The organism is Actinomadura citrea (genome assembly GCF_013409045.1).
Lineage (GTDB): Bacteria > Actinomycetota > Actinomycetes > Streptosporangiales > Streptosporangiaceae > Spirillospora > Spirillospora citrea.
Window position 1 is genome coordinate 2,882,770 of sequence record NZ_JACCBT010000001.1, and the last position, 24,881, is coordinate 2,907,650.

24 protein-coding genes and 1 tRNA gene are annotated in these 24,881 nt (G+C 74.0%); 10 read left to right on the plus strand and 15 right to left on the minus strand.

The window, feature by feature from the left end; all coding sequences use genetic code 11:
* The first annotated feature begins 103 nt into the window (after nt 1–103).
* From BJ999_RS13580 to BJ999_RS13600, 5 genes are all read left to right on the plus strand, one after another.
* Nucleotides 104–1,153 carry a FecCD family ABC transporter permease gene (locus tag BJ999_RS13580; RefSeq protein ID WP_179833639.1) on the plus strand — a complete coding sequence of 350 codons (1,050 nt, stop codon included), beginning with the start codon at nt 104–106 and terminating at the stop codon, nt 1,151–1,153.
* Nucleotides 1,150–2,247, plus strand: coding sequence for a FecCD family ABC transporter permease (locus BJ999_RS13585; RefSeq protein WP_179833640.1), 1,098 nt, complete (start codon nt 1,150–1,152; stop codon nt 2,245–2,247). The genes BJ999_RS13580 and BJ999_RS13585 overlap by 4 nt, the downstream gene beginning before the upstream one ends.
* The gene (locus BJ999_RS13590; protein WP_179833641.1) at nt 2,247–3,056 is read left to right on the plus strand and encodes an ABC transporter ATP-binding protein; all 810 of its coding nucleotides are present in this window, start codon (nt 2,247–2,249) and stop codon (nt 3,054–3,056) included. Before BJ999_RS13585 ends, BJ999_RS13590 begins: the two co-directional genes overlap by 1 nt.
* Before the next feature lie 80 nt (nt 3,057–3,136).
* A complete protein-coding gene (locus BJ999_RS13595; RefSeq protein ID WP_179833642.1) occupies nt 3,137–4,606 on the plus strand; it encodes an MFS transporter in 1,470 nt (489 codons plus the stop codon).
* Nucleotides 4,603–5,043 carry a MarR family winged helix-turn-helix transcriptional regulator gene (locus BJ999_RS13600; protein ID WP_179833643.1) on the plus strand — a complete coding sequence of 147 codons (441 nt, stop codon included), beginning with the start codon at nt 4,603–4,605 and terminating at the stop codon, nt 5,041–5,043. Before BJ999_RS13595 ends, BJ999_RS13600 begins: the two co-directional genes overlap by 4 nt.
* A gap of 32 nt (nt 5,044–5,075) precedes the next feature.
* Here the strand turns inward: BJ999_RS13600 and BJ999_RS13605 are convergent, their stop codons facing one another.
* Genes BJ999_RS13605 through BJ999_RS13625 form a run of 5 tightly spaced genes read right to left on the minus strand, consistent with a single transcriptional unit; the run spans nt 5,076 to nt 9,966 of the window.
* A complete protein-coding gene (locus tag BJ999_RS13605; protein WP_179833644.1) occupies nt 5,076–6,371 on the minus strand; it encodes an ABC transporter substrate-binding protein in 1,296 nt (431 codons plus the stop codon).
* Nucleotides 6,368–7,468: a branched-chain amino acid ABC transporter permease gene (locus BJ999_RS13610; RefSeq protein WP_179833645.1), complete on the minus strand. Its 1,101-nt coding sequence runs from the start codon at nt 7,466–7,468 to the stop codon at nt 6,368–6,370. The genes BJ999_RS13605 and BJ999_RS13610 overlap by 4 nt, the downstream gene beginning before the upstream one ends.
* Nucleotides 7,461–8,351 carry a branched-chain amino acid ABC transporter permease gene (locus tag BJ999_RS13615; protein WP_179833646.1) on the minus strand — a complete coding sequence of 297 codons (891 nt, stop codon included), beginning with the start codon at nt 8,349–8,351 and terminating at the stop codon, nt 7,461–7,463. Before BJ999_RS13615 ends, BJ999_RS13610 begins: the two co-directional genes overlap by 8 nt.
* A complete protein-coding gene (locus tag BJ999_RS13620; protein ID WP_179833647.1) occupies nt 8,348–9,169 on the minus strand; it encodes an ABC transporter ATP-binding protein in 822 nt (273 codons plus the stop codon). The genes BJ999_RS13615 and BJ999_RS13620 overlap by 4 nt, the downstream gene beginning before the upstream one ends.
* Nucleotides 9,166–9,966, minus strand: coding sequence for an ABC transporter ATP-binding protein (locus tag BJ999_RS13625; RefSeq protein WP_179833648.1), 801 nt, complete (start codon nt 9,964–9,966; stop codon nt 9,166–9,168). Before BJ999_RS13625 ends, BJ999_RS13620 begins: the two co-directional genes overlap by 4 nt.
* Nucleotides 9,967–10,149: 183 nt before the next feature.
* Here BJ999_RS13625 and BJ999_RS13630 point away from each other — a divergent pair, with 183 nt between their 5' ends.
* Nucleotides 10,150–10,905 (plus strand): neutral zinc metallopeptidase, encoded by a 756-nt coding sequence (locus BJ999_RS13630; protein ID WP_179833649.1) that lies wholly within the window; start codon nt 10,150–10,152, stop codon nt 10,903–10,905.
* On the opposite strand, the gene BJ999_RS13635 is transcribed toward BJ999_RS13630, so the two are convergent.
* On the minus strand, nt 10,898–11,188 hold the full coding sequence (locus tag BJ999_RS13635) for an MTH1187 family thiamine-binding protein (protein WP_179833650.1): 291 nt from the start codon (nt 11,186–11,188) through the stop codon (nt 10,898–10,900). The genes BJ999_RS13630 and BJ999_RS13635 overlap by 8 nt on opposite strands.
* Nucleotides 11,189–11,203: 15 nt before the next feature.
* A complete protein-coding gene (locus BJ999_RS13640; RefSeq protein ID WP_179833651.1) occupies nt 11,204–11,596 on the minus strand; it encodes a DUF7715 family protein in 393 nt (130 codons plus the stop codon).
* Nucleotides 11,597–11,658: 62 nt separating this feature from the next.
* On the opposite strand from BJ999_RS13640, the gene BJ999_RS13645 reads away from it, so the two are divergent.
* A complete protein-coding gene (locus tag BJ999_RS13645) occupies nt 11,659–12,432 on the plus strand; it encodes an enoyl-CoA hydratase-related protein (protein ID WP_179833652.1) in 774 nt (257 codons plus the stop codon).
* Nucleotides 12,433–12,483: 51 nt separating this feature from the next.
* On the opposite strand, the gene BJ999_RS13650 is transcribed toward BJ999_RS13645, so the two are convergent.
* A tRNA-Ile gene (locus tag BJ999_RS13650) sits at nt 12,484–12,557 on the minus strand.
* 174 nt (nt 12,558–12,731) lie between these two features.
* Here BJ999_RS13650 and BJ999_RS13655 point away from each other — a divergent pair.
* Genes BJ999_RS13655 through BJ999_RS13665 form a run of 3 tightly spaced genes read left to right on the plus strand, consistent with a single transcriptional unit; the run spans nt 12,732 to nt 15,674 of the window.
* Nucleotides 12,732–13,415, plus strand: coding sequence for an LppX_LprAFG lipoprotein (locus BJ999_RS13655; protein WP_179833653.1), 684 nt, complete (start codon nt 12,732–12,734; stop codon nt 13,413–13,415).
* On the plus strand, nt 13,412–15,019 hold the full coding sequence (locus BJ999_RS13660; RefSeq protein WP_179833654.1) for an MFS transporter: 1,608 nt from the start codon (nt 13,412–13,414) through the stop codon (nt 15,017–15,019). The genes BJ999_RS13655 and BJ999_RS13660 overlap by 4 nt, the downstream gene beginning before the upstream one ends.
* A gap of 43 nt (nt 15,020–15,062) precedes the next feature.
* Nucleotides 15,063–15,674, plus strand: a complete 612-nt coding sequence (locus BJ999_RS13665; protein WP_179833655.1) for an Rv1733c family protein — start codon at nt 15,063–15,065, stop codon at nt 15,672–15,674.
* Between the two features lie 69 nt (nt 15,675–15,743).
* Here the strand turns inward: BJ999_RS13665 and BJ999_RS13670 are convergent, their stop codons facing one another.
* The 7 genes from BJ999_RS13670 to BJ999_RS13700 form a co-directional block, all read right to left on the minus strand.
* Nucleotides 15,744–16,460, minus strand: coding sequence for a 3-keto-5-aminohexanoate cleavage protein (locus BJ999_RS13670; RefSeq protein WP_218935056.1), 717 nt, complete (start codon nt 16,458–16,460; stop codon nt 15,744–15,746).
* 12 nt (nt 16,461–16,472) lie between these two features.
* A complete protein-coding gene (locus BJ999_RS13675) occupies nt 16,473–18,440 on the minus strand; it encodes a hypothetical protein (protein ID WP_229809883.1) in 1,968 nt (655 codons plus the stop codon).
* A 43-nt stretch (nt 18,441–18,483) separates the two neighbouring features.
* Nucleotides 18,484–19,788, minus strand: a complete 1,305-nt coding sequence (locus tag BJ999_RS13680; RefSeq protein WP_179833656.1) for an adenylosuccinate synthetase — start codon at nt 19,786–19,788, stop codon at nt 18,484–18,486.
* Nucleotides 19,789–19,791: 3 nt separating this feature from the next.
* Entirely contained in the window at nt 19,792–20,763 is a 972-nt protein-coding gene (locus BJ999_RS13685) for a hypothetical protein (protein WP_179833657.1), read from the minus strand.
* A gap of 12 nt (nt 20,764–20,775) precedes the next feature.
* Nucleotides 20,776–21,804, minus strand: coding sequence for a molecular chaperone DnaJ (locus BJ999_RS13690; RefSeq protein ID WP_179833658.1), 1,029 nt, complete (start codon nt 21,802–21,804; stop codon nt 20,776–20,778).
* The gene (locus tag BJ999_RS13695) at nt 21,801–22,634 is read right to left on the minus strand and encodes an NUDIX hydrolase (protein ID WP_179833659.1); all 834 of its coding nucleotides are present in this window, start codon (nt 22,632–22,634) and stop codon (nt 21,801–21,803) included. The genes BJ999_RS13690 and BJ999_RS13695 overlap by 4 nt, the downstream gene beginning before the upstream one ends.
* 228 nt (nt 22,635–22,862) lie before the next feature.
* Entirely contained in the window at nt 22,863–24,758 is a 1,896-nt protein-coding gene (locus tag BJ999_RS13700) for an APC family permease (RefSeq protein ID WP_229809884.1), read from the minus strand.
* Between the last annotated feature and the right edge of the window lie 123 nt (nt 24,759–24,881).

Here is a 24,881-nt window from a genome sequence, read left to right on the forward strand (position 1 = left end):
CCGGATGGTCGGCCGATGGGAGCTTAGGTTAACCTAACCTAAGATCTTGTCCAGAGCGGGGACCGTCACGAGGTCCCCGGCCGTCCCCCCCGGAGCCCGCCACGTGTTGACGACGACGTCGCCGCCGGTCACGCCGCCCGCGGAGCCGGCGTCCGCCCGGCGCCCGCCGGGCGCGCGGTGGGCCGCCGGTCTCGCCGGCGCGGTGCTCCTCCTGCTCGCCACCGTCGTGCTGAGCCTCGGGGTCGGAGCGAAGCCGCTGCCGGTCGGCCAGGTCTGGGACGGCCTGTTCCACTCCGACTCGGCGGCGTACACGCTCGTCCGCGAGATGCGCCTGCCGCGCACCCTGCTCGGGCTCCTCGCGGGAACGGCGCTCGGCCTCGGCGGCGCGGTGATGCAGTCGCTCACCCGCAACCCGCTCGCCGACCCCGGCCTGCTCGGCATCAACGCGGGCGCCGCCGCCGCGGTCGTGTCGGCCATCTCCTTCCTCGGCGTCACCTCGTTCACCGGGTTCGTGTGGTTCGCGTTCGCCGGCGCGGGCGCCGTCGCGATGCTGCTCTACGCGGTCGGCGGCGGGCGCGCGGCCACCCCGGCCCGGCTCGCCCTCGCCGGGTCCGCGCTGAACGCCGCGCTCTTCTCCTACGTGAACGCGGTGCAGCTCCTCGACACCGCGTCCCTCGACCGGATGCGCTTCTGGACGGTGGGGTCGCTCGCCTCCGCGCAGGGCTACACCGTCGTCCGCGTCGCGCCGTTCGTCCTGGTCGGGCTGGTGGCGGCGCTGCTGCTGGCGCGCCCGCTGAACGCGATGGCGATGGGGGAGGACGCGGCCCGCGGTCTCGGCGCCGACCCCGGACGGGTCCGGATCGCCGCGGTCGTCACCGTCACGCTGCTGTGCGGCGCGGCGACGGCTGCGTGCGGGCCGATCATCTTCGTCGGGCTGATGGTGCCGCACCTCGTCCGCGCCCTGACCGGCCCCGACCTGCGCCGGCTGATCCCGTACTGCGCGGTCCTCTCGCCCGCCCTGATGCTCGCCGCGGACGTCCTCGGGCGCGTCGTGGTGCGCCCGTCCGAGCTCCAGGTCGGGGTCGTGATGGTGGTCGCCGGCGGGCCGGTCTTCCTCTACTTCGTCCGGCGGCCCAGGAGGTCCCTGTCATGAGCGGAGCGAACCGGGGGGTGTGGAGGGCCGTCCCCTCGCGAGGAGCACCGGGCAGGGGGCCGCACTTCGCCGTCGTCCGGACGCCCGCGGTGTCGTTCCGGTTCCGGCCGCGGGCCCTCGTCGTCGCGGGGATCTGCCTCGCGGTGGCGCTCGGGACGGGCGTGCTCCTCATCGGCAGCGGCGACTTCCCGATGAGCCCCGCCGACGTCGTGCGGACCCTGGCCGGGCAGGGGTCGCCCGCCGACTCCCTCATCGTGAACGAGATCCGGCTGCCGCGCGTCGCGGCCGGGCTGGCGGTCGGCGCCGCGCTCGGGCTGGCGGGCGCGATCTTCCAGTCGCTGGTCCGCAACCCGCTCGGCAGCCCCGACATCCTCGGCTTCAGCCAGGGCGCCGCGACCGGCGTCCTCGCCGTGATCGTGCTGACCGGCGCGGGCAGCGTCGCGGTCGCGGCCGGCGCGGCCGGCGGCGGCCTGCTGACCGGCCTGGTCGTGTACCTGGTGGCCGGCCGGCACGGCGCGCACGGGCAGCGGCTCATCCTCGTCGGCATCGGCGTCGCCGCGATCCTCACCGGCGTCAACGGCTACCTGATCACCCAGGCGGAGATCACCGAAGCGGCCCGCGCCGTGCTGTGGCTGACCGGCAGCCTGGACGGCCGCGACTGGGCGGACGCCGCGCCCGTCATCGCGGCGCTCGCCGTGCTCGGCCCGCTCGTCCTCGTCGGCTGCGGGCGGGCGCTGCGGATGCTGGAGATGGGCGACGACGCGGCGCACGGACTCGGCGTGCCCATCGAGCGGGTCCGGGTGCTGCTGCTGGCCGCGGCCGTGCTGCTGACCGCGCTCGCCGCGGCGGCGGCCGGGCCGGTCTCGTTCGTCGCGCTGACCGCGCCGCAGCTCGCCCGCCGCCTCACCCGCACGGCCGGCCCCAACCTGCTGCCGGCGGCCTGCATGGGCGCCGCGCTGCTGGCGGCCGCCGACTGGGCGGCGCAGCGCGGCTTCCCCGGCCACCAGCTCCCGGTCGGCGTGGTGACCGGGCTGCTCGGCGGCGGGTATCTGGTCTGGCTCCTCGTGACCGAACGCAAGACGGGACGGATGTGATGAAGGACGCGACCGCGCGGCTCGCCGGCACCGGGCTCACCCTGGCCTACGACAAGCGCACCATCGCCGAGGACCTCGACGTGGCGGTACCGGAGGGCTCGTTCACGGTGATCGTGGGCCCGAACGCGTGCGGCAAGTCGACGCTGCTGCGCGCCCTGGCGCGGATCCTCAAGCCCTCCGCCGGGACGGTCGTGCTGGACGGCCGTCCCATCGCCGACTGGCCCGCCAAGAAGCTGGCGCGGACGCTCGGGCTGCTGCCGCAGTCGTCCATCGCGCCGGAGGGCATCACGGTCGCCGACCTCGTCTCGCGCGGCCGGTACCCGCACCAGAGCCTGCTGCGGCAGTGGTCCAGGGAGGACGAGCGGGTCGTCGCCGAGTCGATGGCCGCGACCGGCGTCGGGGACCTCGCCGACCGGCACGTGGACGAGCTGTCGGGCGGGCAGCGGCAGCGGGTCTGGATCGCCATGGTGCTCGCCCAGCAGACGCCGCTGCTGCTGCTGGACGAGCCGACGACCTATCTCGACATCGCGCACCAGATCGAGGTGCTCGACCTGTGCGCGCGGCTGCACGAGGAGGGCAGGACGGTCGTCGCCGTCCTGCATGATCTCAATCACGCCGCCCGCTACGCCACGCACATGATCGCGATGCGGGACGGCCGGATCGCGGCGGAGGGCGACCCGTCCGCCGTCGTCACCGCCGACCTGGTGGAGCAGGTCTTCCGGCTGCCGTGCCGGGTGATCGACTGTCCGGAGACCGGGACCCCGCTGGTCGTCCCGGCGGCCCGCGCCCGCATCGCGGCGCCGAACTGAGGCGCCCGCGCCGGGCGGGGGCACGCCCGGAATCGTTGTAGCCTCCTAATGGTTGTAGGGCTATAACGATTGGAGGCGGCGTGCCCGAACTCAGTCCCCGGCGCCGGCTGGCGGTGCTGGCCATCTGCTGCCTGAGCCTGCTCATCGTCAGCCTGGACAACACGATCCTCAACGTCGCGCTCCCGTCGCTGCAGCGCGACTTCCACAGCTCGCTGTCGGGCCTGCAGTGGACGATCGACGCGTACCTGATCGTCCTGGCGTCCCTGCTGCTCCTGTCCGGCTCCACCGCCGACCGGATCGGGCGGCGCCGCGTGTTCCAGGCGGGACTCGCGCTGTTCTCCGTCGGGTCGGTGCTGTGCAGCCTCGCGCCGTCCCTCGACCTGCTCGTCGCCGCCCGCGTGGTGCAGGCGGTCGGCGGGTCCATGCTCAACCCGGTCGCGATGTCGATCATCACGAACGTGTTCACCGGGCCGCGCGAGCGGGCCCGCGCCATCGGCGTGTGGGGCGCCGTCGTCGGGCTCAGCATGGCGATGGGACCGCTCGTCGGCGGGCTGCTGGTCGACTCGGTCGGCTGGCGGTCGATCTTCTGGCTGAACGTGCCGATCGGGCTGGCCGCGCTCGTGCTGACCGCGCTGTTCGTCCCCGAGTCGCGCGCACCGCGCCCGCGCCGCCCCGATCCGCTCGGCCAGGCGTTCATGATCCTGCTGCTCGGGACGCTGACCTACGCGATCATCGAGGTGCCCGGCCGCGGCCTGGCCGACCCGGCCGTCTCCGGCGCCGCGATCGTGGCCGCCGCGTCCCTCGCCGGGTTCGTCGTGCACGCCCTGCGCACCCCCGAGCCGCTGATCGACCTGCGCTTCTTCCGCAGCGTCCCGTTCTCCGGAGCGACCGTCATCGCGGTCAGCGGGTTCGCCGCGCTCGGCGGGTTCCTCTTCCTCAACACCCTCTACCTGCAGAACGTGCGCGGGCTGTCGGCGCTGCACGCGGGGCTGTTCCTGCTGCCGATGGCGGCGATGACCGCCGCGGCCGCCCCGCTGTCGGGACGGCTCGTCGGGAGCCGCGGCCCGCGGCTCCCGCTCCAGATCGCGGGGGCGGCGATGCTCGCCAGCGGCCTGCTGTTCGCCGCGTTCGACGCCGAGACCGGCGATGTCACGCTGTTCGCCGCGTACGTGTTGTTCGGGCTCGGGTTCGGCATGCTGAACTCGCCCATCACGAACACGGCCGTGTCGGGGATGCCGCGCGCCCAGGCGGGCGTCGCCGCGGCGGTCGCCTCCACCAGCCGGCAGATCGGGCAGGCGCTCGGCGTCGCGGTGATCGGCGCCGTGCTGGCCGCCGGGACGTCCGCGGCGCACCCCGCCGCGCCTGCCTTCGTGTCGGCCGCCCGACCGGCATACTGGATCCTCGCCGGATGCGCAGCCGCCGTCCTGGTGCTGGGCACCGCCACCACGGGCCGGCGGGCCGCCCGAAGCGCGGCGCGCACGGCCGGCCTGTTCGGCGGCGACGAGCCGGCGCCGGACGCACGCGAGGTGACGGGAGCGAGCGCGCGATGACCGAGCCCGCCGTCCAGCACGCCGACGCCGCCGCGCGGGCGTGGCACAACCTGCGGGTCCTGCTGCACGAGCGCGGCGACCGGCGCCGCGAGGTCACCGACGCGCTCGGCATGAGCTTCTTCCGGGTCAAGGCGCTGCGGTACGTCGCCGCTGCGAGCACGCCGCTGTCGCTGCGCGACCTCGCCGAGAGGCTGCTCACCGACCGCCCCTACGTCACCCTGGTGGTGGACGACCTGGTCGGGCGGGGCCTGGTCGAGCGGACCGAGAACCCCGCCGACCGCCGATCCAAGATCGTGACCGCGACGGCGGCCGGGCGGGCCGCGGCGGCGGAGGCCGAGCGGATCCTGGACACCCCGCCGCCGTCGCTCTACGACCTCCCGGCCGAGGATCTGGCGGTCCTCGACCGGGTCGCGGCGCGTCTCGTCTCCGAGGGCTGACCGCGGGCCGGGGCCCGCGTCCCCCGGGATCCTCAGGCGCCGGCGGGGACCTTGTAGGTCTCGGCCGCCTCCGACTCCTGGGGCTGCCGCTCGACGACCAGGCCGCCGAGCGCCTTGGCGTCCGTCCGCAGGATGTAGGTCTTGCGGGTGCCGGGCTCGTCCACCTTCGAGAAGTCCATCGGCGTGCCGTAGCCGCCGTCGTGGGCGGTGGTGGAGCGGTGCGCGGTGATCAGGCCCTCGCGGGTGAGGTCCTTGGCCGCGCACGCCTTCTTGAGCGCGTCCGCGAAGATGACCGCGCCCGTGTAGCCGTTGACGACGGCGCTGTCGCGCGGCTGCCCCGGGTACTTCTTCCCGTAGTCGTCCGCCAGCTTCTTGATCGGCGCCAGGTCGGACGAGACGGGCGCGCCGGCGCTGGCGAGGTAGAAGTCCTTGAGCAGCGCGGGCGCCGCCGCGGTCTGCAGGAGCTGCGGGGAGAACCCGGAGTTGCTCGCCACGATCGGCGCCGTCATGCCCTTGGCGCGGGCGAGGCCCGCCAGCGACGCCGACTGCCGTGGCCCGGCGCTCATCAGGATCGCCTTGACGCCCGCGCTCTTCAGCGCCGCGACCTGGGCGGACATGTCGTTGTCGGTCGCCTTGATCTTCTGCTCGACGAGCGTCAGGCCGAGCTCGCCCGCCGCGTACTTCGCCCCGGCGAGCGCGCTCTCGCCGTAGTCGCCCTCGAAGTACACGTGACCGACCTTGTCGCCCTTCGCGATGCCCTTCTCCCGGGTGAGGAAGTCCAGGGCGTTGATCATGTCGATGTCGTAGGTGGTACCGGTGACCTGGATGTACTTGCTGCCGAGCAGCGTCGTCGACCAGGCGTTGGGGATGACGAACATCTTGTCGGTCGTGATGCGCCCCTTGAGCGCCGTCACCATCGGCGAGCCGACGAACTGGGCGATGCCGATGACGCTCGACTGCATCTCGCTGTACCCGGCGACGGCCTTCTGCACGTCGTAGCCGTGGTCGCGGACGACCAGCTCGATCTTGCGTCCGCAGACGCCGCCCTGGGCGTTCAGCTGCTCGAAGTACATCTGCTGCGCCTGGGTGAGGCTCTTGCCGAGCGGCGCGTACACGCCGGTCAGGTCGGTCTCGACGCCGACGCGGATCGTGTCGCCCGTGACGCCGGGCCCGGTCCTGACGCCGTCCGAACCGGTGCCGCCGGAACCGCCGGACGCCTTGCCGCTGCAGCCCGACGCCATGCCCAGCGGCAGCGCCACGGCCAGCGCGGCCGCCATGAGGCGTGCCGCGCGGGGCCTGTTGGCCGGTGCGACAGGGGTGCGCTTCATATCGCTTGCTCCTCTTGCTCGAATCGGGTGAGGGGACGGGAGGCCCGGCGCCGGGACGCGGCGGTGCGCAGCCGCGTCCACGTCCCGGTCAGGCCGCCGGGAAGGAACAGCACGACGGCGACGACGGCGGCGCCGTACAGGATCCGGGCGGCCTCGGCGGGGGAGACGCCGCCCGAGCCCGGTGCGGCGACGAGCGGCAGGTCGTCGCCGAACCGGGTGAGGAGCTGGGGCAGGACGGAGACGAACACCGCGCCCGCGACGGCCCCGGCCGCGGTGCCGAGCCCGCCGATGACGATCATGGCGAGGTAGTCCAGGGACAGGAACATGCCGAAGTAGTCGGGGACGGTCCGGCGGAACGCCAGCGCGAGCAGCGCCCCGGCGGCGCCCGCGTACATCGACGACAGCACGAACACGCCCGCCCGGTAGCGCGCCACCGGGACGCCCATCACCGCCGCCGCGACCTCGTGGTCGCGGATGGTGTTGAGGGCCCGTCCGGGCCGTCCGCGCAGGATGCCGCGCGCGATCCACACGGCCGGGATCAGCAGCACGACGGCGAGGAACCACAGCCGTTCCAGCGCGCCGAGCGGGACGGCGAACACCACCAGTTCGGGGGCGTCGTCGAAGCGGAACCCGGCGAGCTCCAGCGGCGGGACGTCCCGTCCGTTGAACCCGCCGGTGACGCTCTCGGCGTTGAACAGCAGGTGCTGCCCAATGAAGATCAGCGCGAGGGACGCGATGCCGAGGTAGGTGCCGCGCAGCCGTCCGGCGATGGGACTGAACAGCCCGCCCGCGACGCCCGCGAGCAGGATCGCGCCGAGGAACGCCAGCGGGGTCGGCAGCCCGAGCCCCGAGAGCCGCGGCCCGGAGTCGGACGCCAGGTAGACGTACCCGTACGCGCCGACCGCGAGGAAGAAGGCGTGCCCCATCGACAGCTGCCCGGTGGCGCCGGTGAGCAGGTTCAGGCCGATGGCGCCGATCGCCGCCGACATCGCGAACAGGCCCGTCTGCAGCCAGAACGCGTCCAGGTAGAACGGCAGGGCCAGCAGGACGAGCGTGCCCGCGGCGGCGGCCGCGAGCCGGATCCGGAGGTCAGACACGCGACAGCTCCCTCGTCCCGAACAGCCCGGCGGGACGGACGAGCAGCACCGCGAGCATCACCAGGAACGGCGCCACGTCGCCGATGCCGCGTCCGAGGAACGCGAGCTCGCCCTGGTACCCGGTCACCAGCGACTCGGTGAGCCCGACGGCGAGGCCGCCGACGAGCGCCCCCGTCGTGGAGTCCAGGCCGCCGAGGATCGCGGCCGGGAACGCCTTCATCGCGGCGAACGAGGTGGCGCGGTCCAGGCCGGGGGTGGGGAACACGGTCAGGAACAGTGCCGCCACCGCCGCGAGCGCGCCCGCGATCGCCCACGCGGCGAGCGACACGCGGCTGAGCCGGACGCCCATGAGCGCGGCCGTCTCGCCGTCCTCGGCCGCCGCCCGCATCGCCACGCCCCACGGCGTGAGGCGGAACGCCAGCAGGAACGCGGTGATCAGGACGGTCGCGGTCACGAACGCGGCGATCCGCGTCTGCGCGACGCCGACGCCCGCCACCTCGACGAACTCGTCCCCCCACGGGTCGCCGAGCGACAGGACCTGCGTGCCGATCTCCCGGGTCAGCGCCGTGGTCAGCACGATGTCGACGCCGATCGTGACGATCGCCAGGACGGAGCGGTCCTCCGCCCGGGCGCGCCGCAGCACCAGCAGCTCCACCAGCGCGCCCGCGGCGGCCGCCGCGGCGATGCCCGCGCCGAGCGCCGGCAGGAACCCGATGTCGTCGTGCAGCACGGCCGTCACGTAGCCGCCCGCCAGCAGCAGGGAGGCGTGCGCGAAGTTGACCACCTCGGTGGCCTTGAAGATGATCACGAAGCCGAGGGCGATCAGCGCGTACACCGACCCCGCCGAGACCCCGTTGACCACCAGCTCGATGAACGTGCTCAAGGATTTCCCTCCGAATCGGGGGCGTCCGCGGGCGCGTGCGCGGCGCCGAGGTAGGCGCGGATCACGGCCGGGTCGCGCTGCACCGCCGCGGGCGCGCCGCCCGCGATGCGCCTGCCGAAGTCCAGGACGGTGACCTCGTCGGCCAGCCGCATGACCATCCCCATGTCGTGCTCGACCAGCAGGACCGACAGGCCGAGGTCGGCGCGTGCGCGGCGGATGACCTCCGCCATCCGCCGCCGCTCCGCGCCGTTCATCCCGGCCACCGGCTCGTCCAGGAGCAGCAGCCGGGGCTCCATCGCGAGCGCCCGGGCCAGCTCGACCCGCTTGCGCACGCCGTAGGACAGCGGCCCGACGGGCGCGGCCAGGTGCTCGCCGACGCCGACGAACGCGGCGATGTCGCGGACCCGGGCCCGGTGCCGCGCGTCCTCCCCGCGCGCCCACGGCATCCGCAGTCCCGCCGAGGCGAACCCGGCCCGGGTGAGGCGGTGCCGCCCGAGCATGAGGTTGTCCTCGACGGACAGGTGCCGCGACAGCGCGATGTTCTGGAACGTCCGGGCGACGCCGAGGGCCGCGATCCGGTGCGGCGGCAGGGCGGTGAGCTCCGCCCCGCCGAACCGCACGCTTCCCTCGCTCGCCCGGTAGACGCCGGACAGGACGTTGAAGCACGTCGACTTGCCCGCGCCGTTCGGTCCGATGATCGCGTGGACGCTGCCGGGCGCGACGGTGAAGCCCACCCCGTCCAGCGCGGTCAGCCCCGCGAACCGCACCGTGAGCCCGCTGACGCGCAGCTCGCCGGCCTCCGTCCCGTCCCCGCTCATCCGGCGGACCACCGCTCCAGCGAGGGCCCGTCCCCGGTCTGCGGGGCCTCGGCGTCCTCGCCGCCGACGCCGAGATAGCGGCGCCTGACCTCGTCGCTCGCCGCCAGCTCGGCCGACGGGCCGTGCAGCGTCACCGCGCCGACCTCCAGCACGTGCGCGGACGACGACAGCTCCAGCGCCAGCGCCGCGTTCTGCTCGATCAGCAGGATCGCCGTGCCCTGCAGGTTGATCTCCCGGACGGTCTCGGCGATGCGCTCGGCCATCAGCGGCGCGAGTCCGAGCGTCGGCTCGTCCAGCAGCAGGACGGCCGGGCATGCCATCAGCGCCCGCCCGATCGCGAGCATCTGCTGCTCGCCGCCCGACAGCAGTCCGGCGCGCTGGCGCGCCCGCTCCGCCAGCAGCGGGAACAGCGTGAGCACCCGCGCGCGGGCCTTCGCGGCGTCGGACCGGCTCGGCGCGCCGAGCGCGCCCGCCCGCAGGTTCTCCTCGACGCTGAGCCGGCCGAACACCCGGCGGCCCTCGGGGACCTGCACCACCCCGGCCGCCACGACGGTGGCCGGGTGCAGGCCGACCAGGGGCCGCGCGCCGAGCTTCACCGTGCCCGCGTCGACCGCGCCGCGGTGGAACGGCAGCGTGCCCGAGATCGCGCGGAGCAGGGTCGTCTTGCCGGCCCCGTTCGCGCCGAGGACGGCCGTGACCGATCCCGCCGGGACGTCCAGCGAGACCTCGCGCAGGGCCCGCACCGCCCGCCCGTAGCTCACCGACAGCCCACGGACCGCGAGGGTCCCGTTCGCCATGCGCCCCTCCAGAAGTTCGTGTGACCGGCACCCCAGCACGGGGCCCCGACCTGCGTCCACGGGCTGGGGGCAAGACGGGGCGGAGGTCCAATCGAACGTCGTTCGGGTTGTGCGGGGAGCACAGTGCGGGCCGATTCGGGTCGACGTTCGACCTTCTGGGGGTTCGAGTGCGTATGACCGGTCATGAGGCTGACGGCATGGAACCGTTCACGGCGGCCCGCCGCCCTCGCCGGCGCGCTCGCGCTGGCCGCCGCGCTCACGGGTGCCTGCGAGTTCGACCCTGCCGCGGCGGGTTCCGGCGCCCGTCCCGCGGCGCAGGGCACCCGGATCGCGTCCCGCGCTCCCGCCCCGCGGCAGAGCGCCCCGGCCAGGTTCGACGAGCGCGAGTTCCGGGAGGACGTCCGGACCGCCGAGGCGCTCACCGACGACTTCTGGCGGCGGCACTGGGACCGCCTGTTCACGGGGGAGTACAGCTCACCGCGCGTCGTCGGCCTCTACGACGGCCGCGACCCGGCCTCGGCGCCGGTGTGCGGCCGCGAGCGGTTCGAACCCGACAACGCGGCCTACTGCCCGTCCGGGGACTTCGTCGCCTGGGACGCCCACCTGATGCGCTCGGGGTACGCGCGCGGCGACGCGTGGGTCTACCTGGTGATCTCGCACGAGTGGGGCCACGCGGTCCAGAACCGGCTCCGGCGCGGCCTGGTGTCGCCCGCCGCGGAGCTGCAGGCCGACTGCCTCGCGGGAGCCGCCCTCTACGGCTCGTCCGACGACGGCACGCTGCGGTTCGAGGACGGCGACGAGCAGGAGCTGGTGGACGCCTTCAAGGTCATCGGCGACCGGGCGCCCTGGACCAGGCCCGGCGACCACGGCTCGGCCGTCCAGCGGCTGCGCAGCTTCTCGCGCGGCGGCGAGAACGGCGTGCGGGCCTGCTTCACCTGAGGTGGCGCTCCACCGACTCGACCTTGGCGTCGAGGGCGCCGGTCACGCCGGGCCGGATGTCGGCCTTGACGACGAGGCTCACCCGCGGCGCCCGTGCCGCGACCGCGTCGGTGGCGGCCTTCACCACGGCCATCACCTCGTCCCACTCGCCCTCGATCGTGGTGAACATCGCGTCGGTCCGGTTGGGCAGGCCGCTCGCCCGCACCACCCGGACCGCCTCGGCGACGATCTCGCCGACCTCCTCGCCCGCGCCGAGCGGGGTGACCGAGAACGCGACGAGCATCGCGCACCTCCGAACCTAGGGTTGGACGACCTGCCGTACCACGATCTCATCCAGCCGCCGCTCGACGACCACCCCCACCGGCCAGTCGCGCACGAGGCAGCGCAGCAGGGCCGCCTCGTGCTCGGCGAAGGAGGGGTCGCAGCCCTGCTGTTCGAGGCTGGAGCGGATGGCCAGGACGTAGTCGGCGTCGGTGAAGCCCGGGACGTCGCGGACCATCGCCGTGGTCGTGGCGCGATGGGAGTTGAGCCCGGCGAAGGAGCGGCCGCATCCGCAGCCGCCGTCCGGGTCGTCGCGGTCGCGGGCGCACACCGTCCCGATGTGGACAAGTTCGCCTTCGACGCACCAGTCGAAGTCGTTGCCGCGGAATCCCTGGCTGGAGTTGGTGGCGGTGAGAAGTTTCAAGGCCATGCCCCCTCGGCTCGTGGACGCCGGACCACCGTACGACGAGGGTCTGACGTAACGTCGGGAACATGAGCGAAGACGACGACGTCCTGCTGCACCGCGACGGCCCGTTCACCACGATCACCATGAACCGGCCGCGCCGCCGCAACGCGCTCTCCCGCGACTTCCTCCTCCGGCTCACCGAGGCGTTCCGGGAGGTGGGGGAGAGCGACGCCCTCGGGGTGGTCCTCGCCGCCGGCGGACCGGTCTTCTCCGCCGGGCACGACTTCGCCGACATGGCCGGCGCGTCCCACGCCGACGTCCGCGACCTGCTGCGGGTCTGCACGGACCTGATGGGGAGGATCCAGTCGATCCCGCAGGTGGTGGTGGCCCGCGTGCACGGCCTCGCGACCGCCGCCGGCTGCCAGCTCGTGGCGAGCTGCGACCTGGCCGTCGCCGCGGAGAGCGCGGGCTTCGCCGCGCCCGGCGGCAAGGGCGGCTGGTTCTGCCACACGCCCCTGGTGGCCATATCCCACAACGTCGGCCGCAAGCGCGCCGCCGAGATGGCCCTCACCGGCGAGGTCGTCGACGCGGCCACGGCCGCCGAGTGGGGGCTGATCAACTACGCGGTCCCCGACGACGAGCTCGACAAGGCCGTCCTCGACCTCCTGCAGCGCGCCACCCAGGGCAGCCCGCGCAGCAAGGCGCTCGGCAAGCAGGCCATGTACGCCCAGTTCGACCGCCCCGAGCAGGACGCCTACGCCTATGCGATCGAGGTGATGGCCGCCTCCAGCCAGACTCCGGAGGCGCAGGAGGGCATGGCGGCGTTCCTGGAGAAGCGCCGCCCGGAGTGGCCCGCCTAGGGCCCGCTGAAAGGGGCCTGGCCCGCTCCGGGAACGGTGCGTCGCTGTGCGTAGGGCGGGCGGGACTCGAACCCGCGACCGGGAGATTATGAGTCTCCTGCTCTGACCAGCTGAGCTACCGCCCCGAGGCGTCTCCCCGGACCGGCCGGGGCGTCGCCGGGTGCAATCCTAGCGGCGGGCGTTTCCCGAGGGCCACCGCGAACACCGATGTCCTGGTCGCGATGTCCTACCTGAGGGGGTGGGATGTCATACCTGGTACCGAGTGACGGGCCCTGGTACCCGTCGGTAGGGTCCCGCGTATGTCCAGACGCATCCTCGCTCTCGTGCCCGTCCTGCTCGCGCTGGTCTTCGCCGGCGCCTGCGACGGCGGGTCCGGCGGGCCCGCGAAGAAGGCCGACTTCGACGCCGCGCAGACCCTCCGGCAGGCCGCGCAGGCCATGGGGGGCCTGAAGAGCGTCGCGTTCACCCTGGAGTCGGAGGGCGAGACCCCGGTCATGGTGAAGGGCGGCGACATGAAGCTGCTCCGCAGCGGCGACGCCGAGGGGACGCTGGCGGTGGAGCAGCAGGGCCAGAAGGTCGAGATGAAGGTCGTCGCGGTCGGGGACAGCATCTACCTGGACGCCGGGACGGGCGGCTGGCGCAAGCTGCCGAAGGGCCTGGCGGCGAGCGTGTACGACCCGTCGGCGGTCCTGGACCCGCAGCGGGGGATCGCGAAGCTCCTGACGTCGGCGGGGGAGCCGTCGCCCGAGGCGGTGGAGAAGGTGGACGGCAAGGAGGCCTACCGTGTGGCCGCGAAGCTGCCCAAGGACCAGGTCGCCGGCCTGATCCCCGGCATCGACGAGGACATGGACGGCCAGATCTGGGTGAGCAGGGCCGACCACCGGCTGCTGAAGGTGCGGGGGGCGTTCCCGAAGAAGCAGGGCGCGGTGACGATCGAGTTCACCGGGTTCGACGCCCCGTACAAGATCAGCGCGCCGCGGTGAGCGGCCGTCGCCGGGTCGCGATCGGCACCGGCGGTGCGGTGGTGCTGCTGGCCGCGCTGGACGCCTACGTCGTGACGACGATCCTGGTGCCGGTGGTCAAGGACCTCGGGATCCCGGTGAACCGGCTGGAGCGGGTGACGCCCGTCCTGACGGGGTTCCTGCTGGGGTACGTGGCGGCCATGCCGCTGCTCGGGCAGCTGTCGGACCGGTTCGGGCGGCGGCCGGTGCTGCAGGCGTGCCTGGTGTTCTTCGCGGCCGGGTCGGTGGTGACGGCACTGGCGCACGACGTCCCGGTGCTGACGGGGGGCCGGGTCGTGCAGGGCGTCGCGGGCGGCGCGCTGCTGCCGGTGACGATGGCGCTGGCCGGCGACCTCTGGGAGGAGCGGCAGCGCCCGGTCGTGCTCGGCGCGGTGGGGGCGGCGCAGGAGCTGGGAAGCGTGCTGGGCCCGCTGTACGGGGCGGGGATCGCGGCGGCGCTCGACTGGCGGGCGATCTTCTGGATCAATCTGCCGCTGGTGGCGGTGGCGATGGCGGCCGTGCAGGTCGCGGTGCCGGGCGGGCGCCCGTCCGGGCCGCGGCCGGGCGTGGACGTCGTGGGCGGCCTGCTGCTGGCCCTCGGGCTCGGCCTGCTGGTCGCCGCCGTCTACAACCCCGAGCCGCAGGAGGCGGCCCTGCCGCCGTGGGGCCTGCCGGCGCTGGGCGCGGGCGCCGCCGTCCTGGCGGTGTTCGTGCTGTGGGAGATCAGGTCCAGGACTCGGTTGCTCGACCTGTCGGGCGTGCGGCGGGGGCCGCTGCTGGCGACCCTCGGCGTGAGCCTGCTGTCGGGCGCGGCGCTGATGGTGACCCTCGTGGACGTCGTGCTGGTCGCGCAGACCGTCCTGCACAAGGACGTGACCGACGGCGCGCTGCTGCTGACGCGGTTCCTCGTGGCCCTGCCCGTCGCGGCGGTGGCCGGCGGCCTGGTGGCGCGGCGGGTGGGGGAGCGCTGGCCGATGGCCGTGGGGATGGCCGTCTCCGCCGGTGGCTACCTGCTGATCGCCGGCTGGCCGGCCGACCTGGCGGGCGCGTCGTACGGCCCGCTGCCGAGGATGGACGTCGACCTCGTCGTGACGGGCCTCGGCCTCGGCCTGGTGATCGCACCGGTGTCGTCGGCGGTGCTCTCGTTCGTCCCGGCCGCGCGGCACGGCGTCGCGTCCGCGGCCGTGGTCGTCGCGCGGATGATGGGGATGCTGCTCGGGATCTCCGCGCTCACCGCGTGGGGTTTCCACCGGTTCCACGCCCTCACGGCCGATCTCAAGCCGCCCCTGCCGTTCCTGATGTCCAAGCAGGAGTTCGCGGCCCAGATGAAGATCTACAACGCGGCCCTCCAGGACGCGTTGCGGACCGAATACCGCGAGATTTTCTGGATCACCGCGGGGATGTGCCTGCTCGGGGCGCTGCTCGCCCTGGCCGCCGGGGCGCGGCGGGACGCCCCTCCCGGCGCCCCGGCCGACGGCCGGATTCGGTCGTCGGCCCGGCATATCGGCCCGGAAACGGGAGATGATTCGGCCACCGGGGATGTGCCGATCAACGAGCTCGGGAATATCCTGGGAAAAGATGGCTAAAGGCCTCTTGCCGGGAGGGCACTCCCCGGGGAGGTGAACGCAGATGCGCAGGTCCGGCATCGGCCGAGGAGGCACGCCGCTCACCAGGCTGCGCCGACGCCTCGGCTTGGAGCGCAGCGAGCTGCGCCGCCGGGTGGACCGCGTCCAGCGGCGGATCGCCCTGGGGCTCCTCCTGCTGCTGCTCGGCGCAGCCGCGCCGCTCGCCGCCTGGACCGCGTCCTGGTCCTACTCCGCGGGGACGCGTGCGGAGAACGCGGAGCGCGCGGACCGCCGCCAGGTCGTCGCCACGGTCACCTCGACCGGCGGCCTGGGCTCCTCAGGCGACCGCTACATCCACGAGACCGTCCAGGCCACCTGGCCGGGCGCGGACGGCAGGCCCCACGCCGGGTCGCTGCCGGCCTGGAAGAACGCCAAGGTCGGCGCGCACCGGACGATCTGGGTGGACCGGCGGAGCGAACCGTCCGTCCGGCCCCGCCCGCACAGCCGCACCGTCACCGACGCCGCGTACGCGGCCGGCGCCACCGTGCTCGGCTGCGCCGTGCCCGTCCTGATCGCCTACGCCCTCGTCCGGCGCCGCTGCGACCGGTACCGGGACGAGATGTGGGAGGCCGACTGGGCGCGCCTGGACGCCGCCGGCCACAACCCCCGCTCCTGAGCCCTTCTGCGGCACCCCTCACACGGCCTACGGCACCCCTCACACGGCCTACGGCACCGCTCACACGGCCTACGGCACGAGGAGGGCGCGGGCCGTCTGGACGAGGGCCGCGTTGTCGGCCGCGGGGGCGCCGTCGGGGAGTTCGAGGGTGTCCTCCAGCCCGATGCGGACGTCGAGGTTCAGCCTGACGGCGAGCCGCAGCACCGGCCACGCGCCGCCGTCCTCGCCGTGCAGCAGGATCGGGCGTGACAGGCGCGTGCCGAGGTCGTGCAGCAGCTCCTTGGCCGTGTCGGTCGCGGTCTCCGGGTCGGTGTCGGTGACCTCCGCGAGGATCCGCAGCACATGGTGGGCGTGCGGCCAGCCGAGGAACCGCGCCGCCGCGTCGCTGCCGGAGAAGATCCCCGCCTCGATCGCGACGCCGCGTTCGAACAGCGCCTCGGCGACCAGTTCGGCGCCCTCCTCGTGGAAGTTCACCGAGGCGTGGTCGGGCAGGACGGTCCAGGAGCGCACCAGCGCGGCACGCTCGACCGGGTCGGGCGCGGCCCAGGCGCCGGTGGTCACCCCGACGGGGACCGACGGGGTGGCGGCGCGGACGGCGGCGACGGTCTCGGCGACGCGGGACGCCTCCAGGGTGTCGGCGCCCGCGTCGTCCTTGGGATGCAGGTGGACGTCCTGCGCGCCCACGTCGGCCGCGGCGCGGACCGCTGCGGCGATCTCCTCCGGGGACGTCGGAACGCCCTCGGTGCGGCTTCCGTTGGGGCAGACCTGGAGCATGATCCCGATCATCTCAGGTCCGGATCAGGGCGTGATGACGCAGGGTCCCCCGCCGCACACGTCCACGACGGCCCCGGTGGTGAGGAAGGCCGCCTTCTGCCTGCGCGCGTCGGCGTTGTTGCGGGGGTCCGAGTGCGGATCGCGCCCCTCGGTGGGAGGCGTGTTGGTGAGCGGCGGGACGGGCGAGCCGCTGTCCCAGACGACCATGGCGGAGCCGTCGTAGGACGAGCCGAACGTCGGAATGCCCCAGTAGGGCGCCCTGTCCGGGCTGCGGCCCGGGGTGACGGTCGGCGCGTGGACGCGGGCGCCGACCGTGCGCGCCTCGACCTCGGCGGCGACCGGGGCGACCTGGTGGTCGCCGAACGCCACGTGCATCAGCACGCGGTGCTTCGGCGTGTTCGGCAGCGGGTCGTCGGTCATGTGCCAGGCGTAGCCGTCGGCCTCGCCCCGGTCCCACAGCATCTGGAGCAGAGCGAGGCCGATCTGCTGGTCGAGCCTGTCCGGGTAGAACAGGTCGAGGACCTTCGCGTACTGCGGGAAGTCGGCGCTGCGGTTGAGCAGCGTGCTGTAGTTCATCGCCGGGACGCCGAGGACGGCGCGGCGGACGTCGGGGGAGACCGCGGTGAGCGCGCCGCCCATGATGCCGCCCTGACTGTTGCCGTCGTAGGTGAGCTCCGCACCGGCGTCGATCAGGGGCGCGCCCGCGTCGTTCTGGAACGCCTTGTTCCCCGCGAACCCGCGGGTCATCGCGCGGCCGAGGAAGGTGAAGTTCACGAGGCTCTGCTGGAGGCGGTCGGCGACCGTCCGGAAGCGGGTGAGGTCGGCGAGCGCGGAGACGACGTTCGGGACGTCCTCGTCCGCCATCCCGATCCACTTGGTCGCGCAGAACACGAAGCCGTGCTCGGCGGCCATCGCCTTGACGTTGCCCGCGTCGACCTCGCCCTCGCTGCCGAGCAGGCCGTGCCCGTAGAGGGCGGGGCGGGCGGGCCGGGTGAGCGCCGAGCGCGGGATCTCGCACTGGAACGGGACGGCCTGGGAGTTGCCCGGCAGTTGCGAGGGCATGCCGTCCGCGCCGCGGTGCAGGGCCGATCCGGGCAGCCCGCCGTACTGGTCGAGGTAGCTCGGCGCCCAGACGACCCCCTTCACCTCGCGGGCGATCTTGTCGTCCACGTCGTCGGCCACCTGCGTGACCAGGAAGGAGGGGGATCGGTCGCCGAGACCGCGCAGGGCGTCGTCGCGCATGCGGAGCACGGGCCCGGTGAGGCTCTGCCGGCTCGCGACGGTGAAGTCCCAGGCGAGGTACAGCCCGTCCCGGCCCACGCCGCCGGCCTGGAGCGCGGCGAGGACCCGCCTGCCGTCCCGCTGCCGCGCCGCGAGCGGGTCGCCCGCCGGCAGATCCGGCCCGAGGATCTTGGTGAACGCGGCGTTCGGCCCGATCGGGTCGCCGGACGCGTCGCGCAGGTCGCGCAGCGCGACGGCGTAGCGGTGGCCCTCGCGGAAGTTGCGGGCCGGGCGGATGATCAGCGCCCGGCGGTCGGCGGGGGCGTTCGCGTCCAGTTCCGCCCAGTACGGCCAGCGCTCGCCGGTCGCGGTGTCGACGATGGCGATCGGGGCGTCGTCGCGCAGCGACGCGCCGATGTCGGTGACGGGCGCGATGCCGGTGCGGGCCAGGTCGAGGCCGGGGACGCGGCTGAGCAGCATCGATCCGGGGGAGAAGCCGTCGGCGCGGTTCCACTCGCCCGGCGACACGGGCACGCCGAGCGAGTTCTTCAGCGTCGTCCGCAGGTGGACGCGGCGGCCGGTGGGCGTGCCGCCGTCGGCGACCGTGTACCAGTCGTTCGGGAACGGCAGCAGGCACGCGGCGGGGTCGATCGGATCGCAGCCGTCGCCGGCCTGCGCCGCCGCCGGCGGCACGGCGGCCGGGCCGGTCAGCAGCGCGAGCGACGCGGCCAGCGCCGCGCAGGCCGACAGGGTGCGCTGGGGGAGACGCAACGTCCACCTCCGGAAGAGCCGCGGCGTTAGCGGGATCTTGGTCTCAGCGCACGCTCAGGTCAATGGGTGTCCAGAAGTGGTCAGACCGCTTGTCGGTCGAGGCGGGGCCGTGGGAGCGCAGGACGACGGGCGCGCCCAGCGCGGCCTCGATCGTCTCCACCGGGCGGCCGAGCGGGGCGTACACGGGGCGCGCCGTCAGGAGGCGGCGGGTGAGGGCGGCCTGGCGGTCCAGGTCGGGCGGCCCCGTCTCCAGGCGCCCGACCCGTTCGCCGTCCATCTCGTAGGAGTGGCAGACCCGCAGGTCTGGACGTGCCCCTGCTACGTCCAGGTGCGTGACCGCCAGGCCGTCCACGCCGCCCGTCACCTCCAGCGCGTACCGGAGCGCCACGGCGTCGAGGTGGCCGACGCGGAACGCGCCCTGCCAGCGTCCCGTGCCGTTGTGCCGGTCCGGGAGGTCCGCGGTCAGCGCCGGGTCCTCGGTGACGAACGGGCCGGGGCCGTGCCGCGTCGCGTACGCGCGCAGCACCCCGAGTCGCGCCGCGGACGCGCCCGCCTCGGCCAGCAGCGTCTCGGCGTTGGCGAACGTCGTCGTCGACCACGTCGTGTACGGGTGGAAGCCGTGCCACTCGTCCAGCAGGACCCCCTGGGCGCCCTCGAACACCACGTTCCCGGTGCGGAGCAGAGCGGGCAGGTGGCCGGGGCCGACGATCCGCACCCGCTCGGCGAACGCGGTGAAGGCCTCGGCGCACGCGCCGGCGTCCGGGACGTCCTCGCCGCCGGGGAACGCCGCCCGGTACCAGTCGCGGACGGCGGCGAGGCGGCGCCGCAGCCGGGCGGGCGACAGGCAGTCGCCCGCCCGCGGCGCGTCGTCGTGCGCCAGGGCGTAGGACGCGGTCTCGCCGATGCCCATGCCGCACGACCCGTGCCGGGCCGCGCCGCGCGCCGACTCCCGCGCGCGGTTGGCGGCCCGGTGGTAGGGCGTCGTGAGCAGGGCCTCCCCGTCGACGGTGAGCCGGCCGAGCGGGTCGGGGACTCCGAGCGCCCTCAGGTGCTCGGCCTCGGCCGCGAGGGCCAGCGGGTCGACGAGCATGAAGCGCGACAGGTGCGTCCGGACTCCCGGCGTGAACGTGCCCGAGCCGAACTGGGCGAACGTGTGGTGCCGCCCGTCCGGCGCGACGACGTTGTGCGCGGCCTGCGCGCCGCCGTTGAACCGCACGACCGCCGTGACCTTGTTACTCGTGGGGGGCCGGCCCCCCGCGCGGAGCGCGGCGGTGCGGCAGAGGTGGTCGACGACCGTGCCCTTGCCCGCGTCCCCGAAGCCGAGGTCGACGACGATCACGTGGCCCATGGCTCAGAGCCGGGTCGTCGCGGTCGGGCCGGAGGCGTCCAGGCCGGGCGGCGTCGAGGAGACCGCGACGGGCGCGCGGGCCGCGTCCAGCCGGGCGAGCGCGCGCGACACCGAGGCACCGGCGTCCGAGCCCGCCTCCGCGAGGTGCTCCAGCCCTTCGCCGAGGTCGATGGCGTCCTCGGCGAGCCCGACCGTCAGCGCGATCGTCTCGCAGACCGCGTCCAGGTCGTCCAGGTAGAGCACGTTCTGGCCGAGCAGCCCCTGCCAGAAGTCCTTCAGCTCGCGGTTGCCGGCGTGGTAGGCGCCCTCCGGGATGATGAAGTACACGTCGTACCGGCGCTGCAGTTCGCGGACGAGCTCCGCGATCGGGACGTCCTCGTCCGGCTCGCCGCCGATCACCGCGGCGATCTCGCGGCGCTTCGCCTTCGGGTAGGCCAGTTCGTCCCCGATCATGAACAGGTAGCCGCGCTTGCCCCGCTTGTCGAAGCAGTCGATCGAGGTGTGCCGCGCCATGAAGTACATGGCCAGCTCGTAGGACTCGCGCATCTGGCCGCCGCCCCCGCCTTCGAGAAGGATCTTGCCGAGGTCGTCGTCCATCCGGTTGTCGGCCTCGAACTGCCCGACCTGCAGCGGCGCCCGGTCGCAGGTCGCGTCGCCGACCGCGCCGAACAGGATGTGCGGGTGCTCGACGTACCCCTTGCGCAGCAGCAGCCCGAGCAGGTCGGGGAGCTTCGCCTGCAGCGTCCGCGGCACGGTCCCCATCGAGCCGGTCACGTCGAACAGCACGCCGATCGCGAGCGACTCGGGGTGGTCGGCGGAGTCCCGGCTCTCCCGGGCTGTCACGCCGCGCGGGTCCAGGTCGGGGTGGACGGCGGTGGCGCCGCCGTCGGAGTAGGCGAACGCGCTGGCGCCGGTGGACGCGCGGTAGCTCGCGTGCGCGGCGTAGACGTCGGTGGACCAGTTTCCGCTTCCCATGATCTCTCTCCTTCAGCGGGTGGCGGGCATGTGGAAGGGGCGGAAGCGGCGCGGGCCGTAGAGCCGCTCCAGCAGCTCGTCGAACTCGGCCAGCAGCCGCCAGGCGTCGGCGGGGCGCCGGTTCTGCGCCGGCAGCGTGCAGCCGCGCGCGAACGAGCGCATCGCCTTCGGGGCCTTGTCGCCCATCAGGTCGGTGATGCACCGGGCGGCCATGAAGATGTCGGTCGCCGGGCTCGCCGGCCGCCGTCCCGGCACCTCGGGCGGGTACCAGCCGGCGTACCGGTCGACCATCGCCGGGACGCGCCCCGAGGGGTCGGCGTGCGCGTAGCAGCCGGGGACGGAGTAGCACCAGTCGACCAGGACCAGGCCGTGCTCCCCCGGGTGGATCATCACGTGGTCGGGGAGCACCGCGCCGTGCAGGACGCCCGCGCGGTGCGCGAAGCCGAGGCCGGCCAGCAGCCGACGCCACATCCAGGCCGCGTCGCGCGGGTCGACCCCGTCCGGATGGGCGCGCTTGACCGCCGCGAGGCTGTGGAAGCCGTCCAGCGCGGCGACCACGTTGACCTGCCGCTGCGTCCCGGTCGCTGCGTCCCGGTGCCGGAACGACTCGACGAGCCGCGGCACGTACGGCAGGAACCGGGCGTCGCCGTCCTTCGGAAGCTGGCGGAGCGCCACCGCCTCGCGTTCGAGCAGGTCGCCGTCCGCCGGGTCGCGCGGCATCTTCAGCAGCACCTCGCGGCCCGGCTCCGGGCGCGCCGCGTACAGCACCGCGAGGTCGCCGCCGATCGGGTCGCCCTCCAGCCGGTACGCATGGCGGCGCGTGGTGATCATCGTCTCGTCGCCGCGGTCGCGGGCGCGCCAGAGCGAGGTCAGTTTGACGAACGCCTCCCGGGTCCGGCCGCCGCCCGCGTCCGGGTGGACGAGCCGGGCCAGCCGCCGGTAGCGCCGCACCGCCTCCGCCTCGTCGTCCCCGAACAGGTCGGCGGGAACGCGGGCCCGGTCGAGCTGAGCCAGTGCCTCGTCCAGTTCCGCCGTGGTCATCTGATCTCCTCCTCCCGGCTCGGCCGCAGCAAGGCCGGATGCAGGAGCCTGGCGTCGCCCGCGCGGTAGAGCCGGGGGCGCGGGCCGCCGCGCCGTCCGCCGCGGTCGGACGTCGCGCCGGTGCTCTCCACGAACCCCGGGACGGACAAGACCTTGCGGTGGAAGTTGCCGGCGTGCAGTTCCTCGCCCCACACCGCCTCGTACACCGAGCGCAGCTCGGGGATGGTGAACTCGCCGCCGCAGAACGCCGCGGCGAGCGGGGTGTACTCCAGCTTCCCGCGGGCCCGCTCCAGCCCGTCCGACAGGATCCGCGCGTGGTCGAACGCCAGCCGGCGGGTGGTGCCGGGCCGCTGGTCCCCTGACTCCGCCAGGCCCAGCGCGTCCACCGGCGCCCACGCGGCGTCGGCCGCGTCGCCGCCCGCCTCCGGGTCCGGCAGCTCGGGCGCGAACGCCAGGTAGGCGACGGAGATGACGCGCATCCGCGGGTCGCGGCCGGGGGAGCCGTAGGTGCCGAGCTGCTCCAGGTGGACGCGGCCGAGCGCGCCGCCCTTGGCGCTGAGCCCGGTCTCCTCGGCCAGCTCCCGGACGGCCGCGTCGGGCAGGTCCTCGGCGTCGGTGCCCTGGAGCGGGCCGCCCGCCTGGACGAACCCGCCGGGCAGTGCCCACATCCCCTCGTAGGGGGCGTTCCCCCGCCGCACCAGCAGGACGTGGAGGGCGCCGTCGCGGATGGTGAGCGCGACCACGTCCACCGTCACGGCGACCGGGTCGTAGTCGCGCGGGTCGTAGTTCGCGAGGAACTCGCTCTCGTCGCGCCTCGGCTCCGGGGTCATCCGCCCGCCTCCCGTCGATCTCCGCCTGAGTAAATCTCAAGGTGAGTTCATCTCGATATGAGAAGAACATAACCGAGACTCGGGGGCGCTGTCCAGTGCGGTCCTCCGGAACGAGCGAGGGCGCCGCCCCGTGAGGGGGGCGACGCCCTGAGTCGTTCAAGCGGGCCCGGGTTCGGCAGGCCCGGCGTTCGGCGGAACTTTACAAAACGGAAGTTCCGCGGTGCGGCCTCAGCGGCGGTGCCGGCCGCCGTGCGGGGGTTCCTGGTGCTCCCCGCTCTGGCCGCGTCCGCCCCGCGGGCCGTACGGGTCCGGGACTCCCGGGTCGAGCGCGTACGGATCGTCGGCCTGGCCGGAGGGGTACCGCTCCGGGGCGCGCTCTCCGGAACGGGGATCGCGGGCGAACTGGCCGCCCGGCTGCCGTCCGGTCGAGTACCGGCCGGTCGGGTAGGAGCTCTCGGGTGCGCCGGAGTGCCGTTCGGCCGGCCGGCCCCCCGTCCCGTACGGCCCGGGGGAGGAGTAGGCGTCCCGTGGGCCGGGTGGAGGGGCCATGCCGGACGGAGGGGCCATGCCGGGCGGAGGAGCGGGGGCGAGCCGCGCGGTGACGGGGCGTTCGGGCGGCGCGTCCAGCAGGAGCTTCATCTGGCTCTTGCGGCGCCCGTAGACCAGGTACAGGACGAGCCCGACCGCCATCCAGACGGCGAAGTACCCCCAGGTCTGGACGTTCAGGTTCAGCATCAGCCAGCCCACCGCGACGATCGTCAGCAGGACGACCAGCGGTGCCGCGGGCATCCGGAAGGGCCGGTGCAGGTCGGGCCGGGAGCGGCGCAGTGCCAGCACCGCCGCCGCGACGAACAGGAACGCGAACAGGCTGCCGATCACGACGAGCTGCTCCAGCGTGAGCACGTCGACCGTCTGCGACATGACCACCGCCGCGCCGCCGGCGACGAGCGTGGCGCGGGACGGCACCTTGTAGCGGCTCATCGCGGCCAGGGGGCGCGGGAGCAGGCCGTCGCGCGAGATGGAGAACACCACCCGGGTCAGGCTGATCATCAGCACCAGGATCACGGTGGTCAGCGCGAGCATCGCGCCCACGTCGACGATCTTGCCCATCGCGCCGGCGCCGACCGAGTCGAAGGCCGCGGCGAGCAGGAGCTTGTCGGGGTTCAGCGTGGCGATGCCGTCCATCCCCATCATGCCGACCAGCGCGAACGCCACGGCCGCGTACAGCACGATCGCGATGACCAGGGCGGTGAGGATTCCGCGCGGGACCTTGCGGGGCGCGTCGTCGGTCTCCTCCGAGGCCGTCGCGATCAGGTCGAACCCGATGTAGGCGAAGGCGATCGCGGGCGCCGCCGCGAGCATGCCCCAGGTCCCGAACACGTGCGGGGTGCCGCCGCCGACCGCGCCGAGCACGGCGTCCAGCACCGTCTTCTCGCCCGCGGGCGCGGGCTGGGAGGGCGGCAGGAAGGGAGTGAGGTTGCCGGGGTGGAAGAACTTCAGCGCGGTCGCGATCACGAGCCCGATCACGATGACCTTGGCCAGCACCATGAACCACAGCGACTTCAGGCTCATCCTGCTGCCGCCGGCGAGCATCAGGACGACCAGCAGCAGGATGCCGAGCGCGAACACGTCCGGTCCCTTCTGCTGGCCGATCAGGTCGCCGAGCCCGCTCGGGATCGGCACCCCGAAGTCGTGCAGCGCCTGCGTCGCGTAGAGGGACCAGACCCGGGCGAGCACCGACGCGGCCAGCAGCAGTTCCATGATCAGGGCCCAGCCGACGACCCACGCCCAGACCTCGCCGAACGCGACGTAGGCGAAGGAGTAGGCGCTGCCCGCGACCGGGATGATCGAGGAGAGCTCGGCGAAGGCGAGCGCCGCCAGCACGCACACGCCGCCCGCGATGAGGAACGACACGAGCACGCCGGGCCCCGCCGTGGAGGACGCCTGCTCGCCGGCGATCTTGAAGATGCCGGATCCGATCATGACGCCGAGTCCGAGCACGACGAGATCGCGGGTCCGGTAGACCACGCGGAGCCGATGCCGGCCGCCATAGAGCCTGCCGGTCGCCTGCTCGACCGGCAGCCGGCGGAACATGTTGTTGCGCATGCGCATGTCCAAGGTCATAGGTGGTCCCCCAGGCCTGAACCCGCGCCGCTGATCGCGAGGTGACGGCTTGCTGAAGTCCCTAAGAATTCACCAGGTATGAGCAAAATAGCAACGTTTTGTGGGTGATTAGTGCGGTCAGGC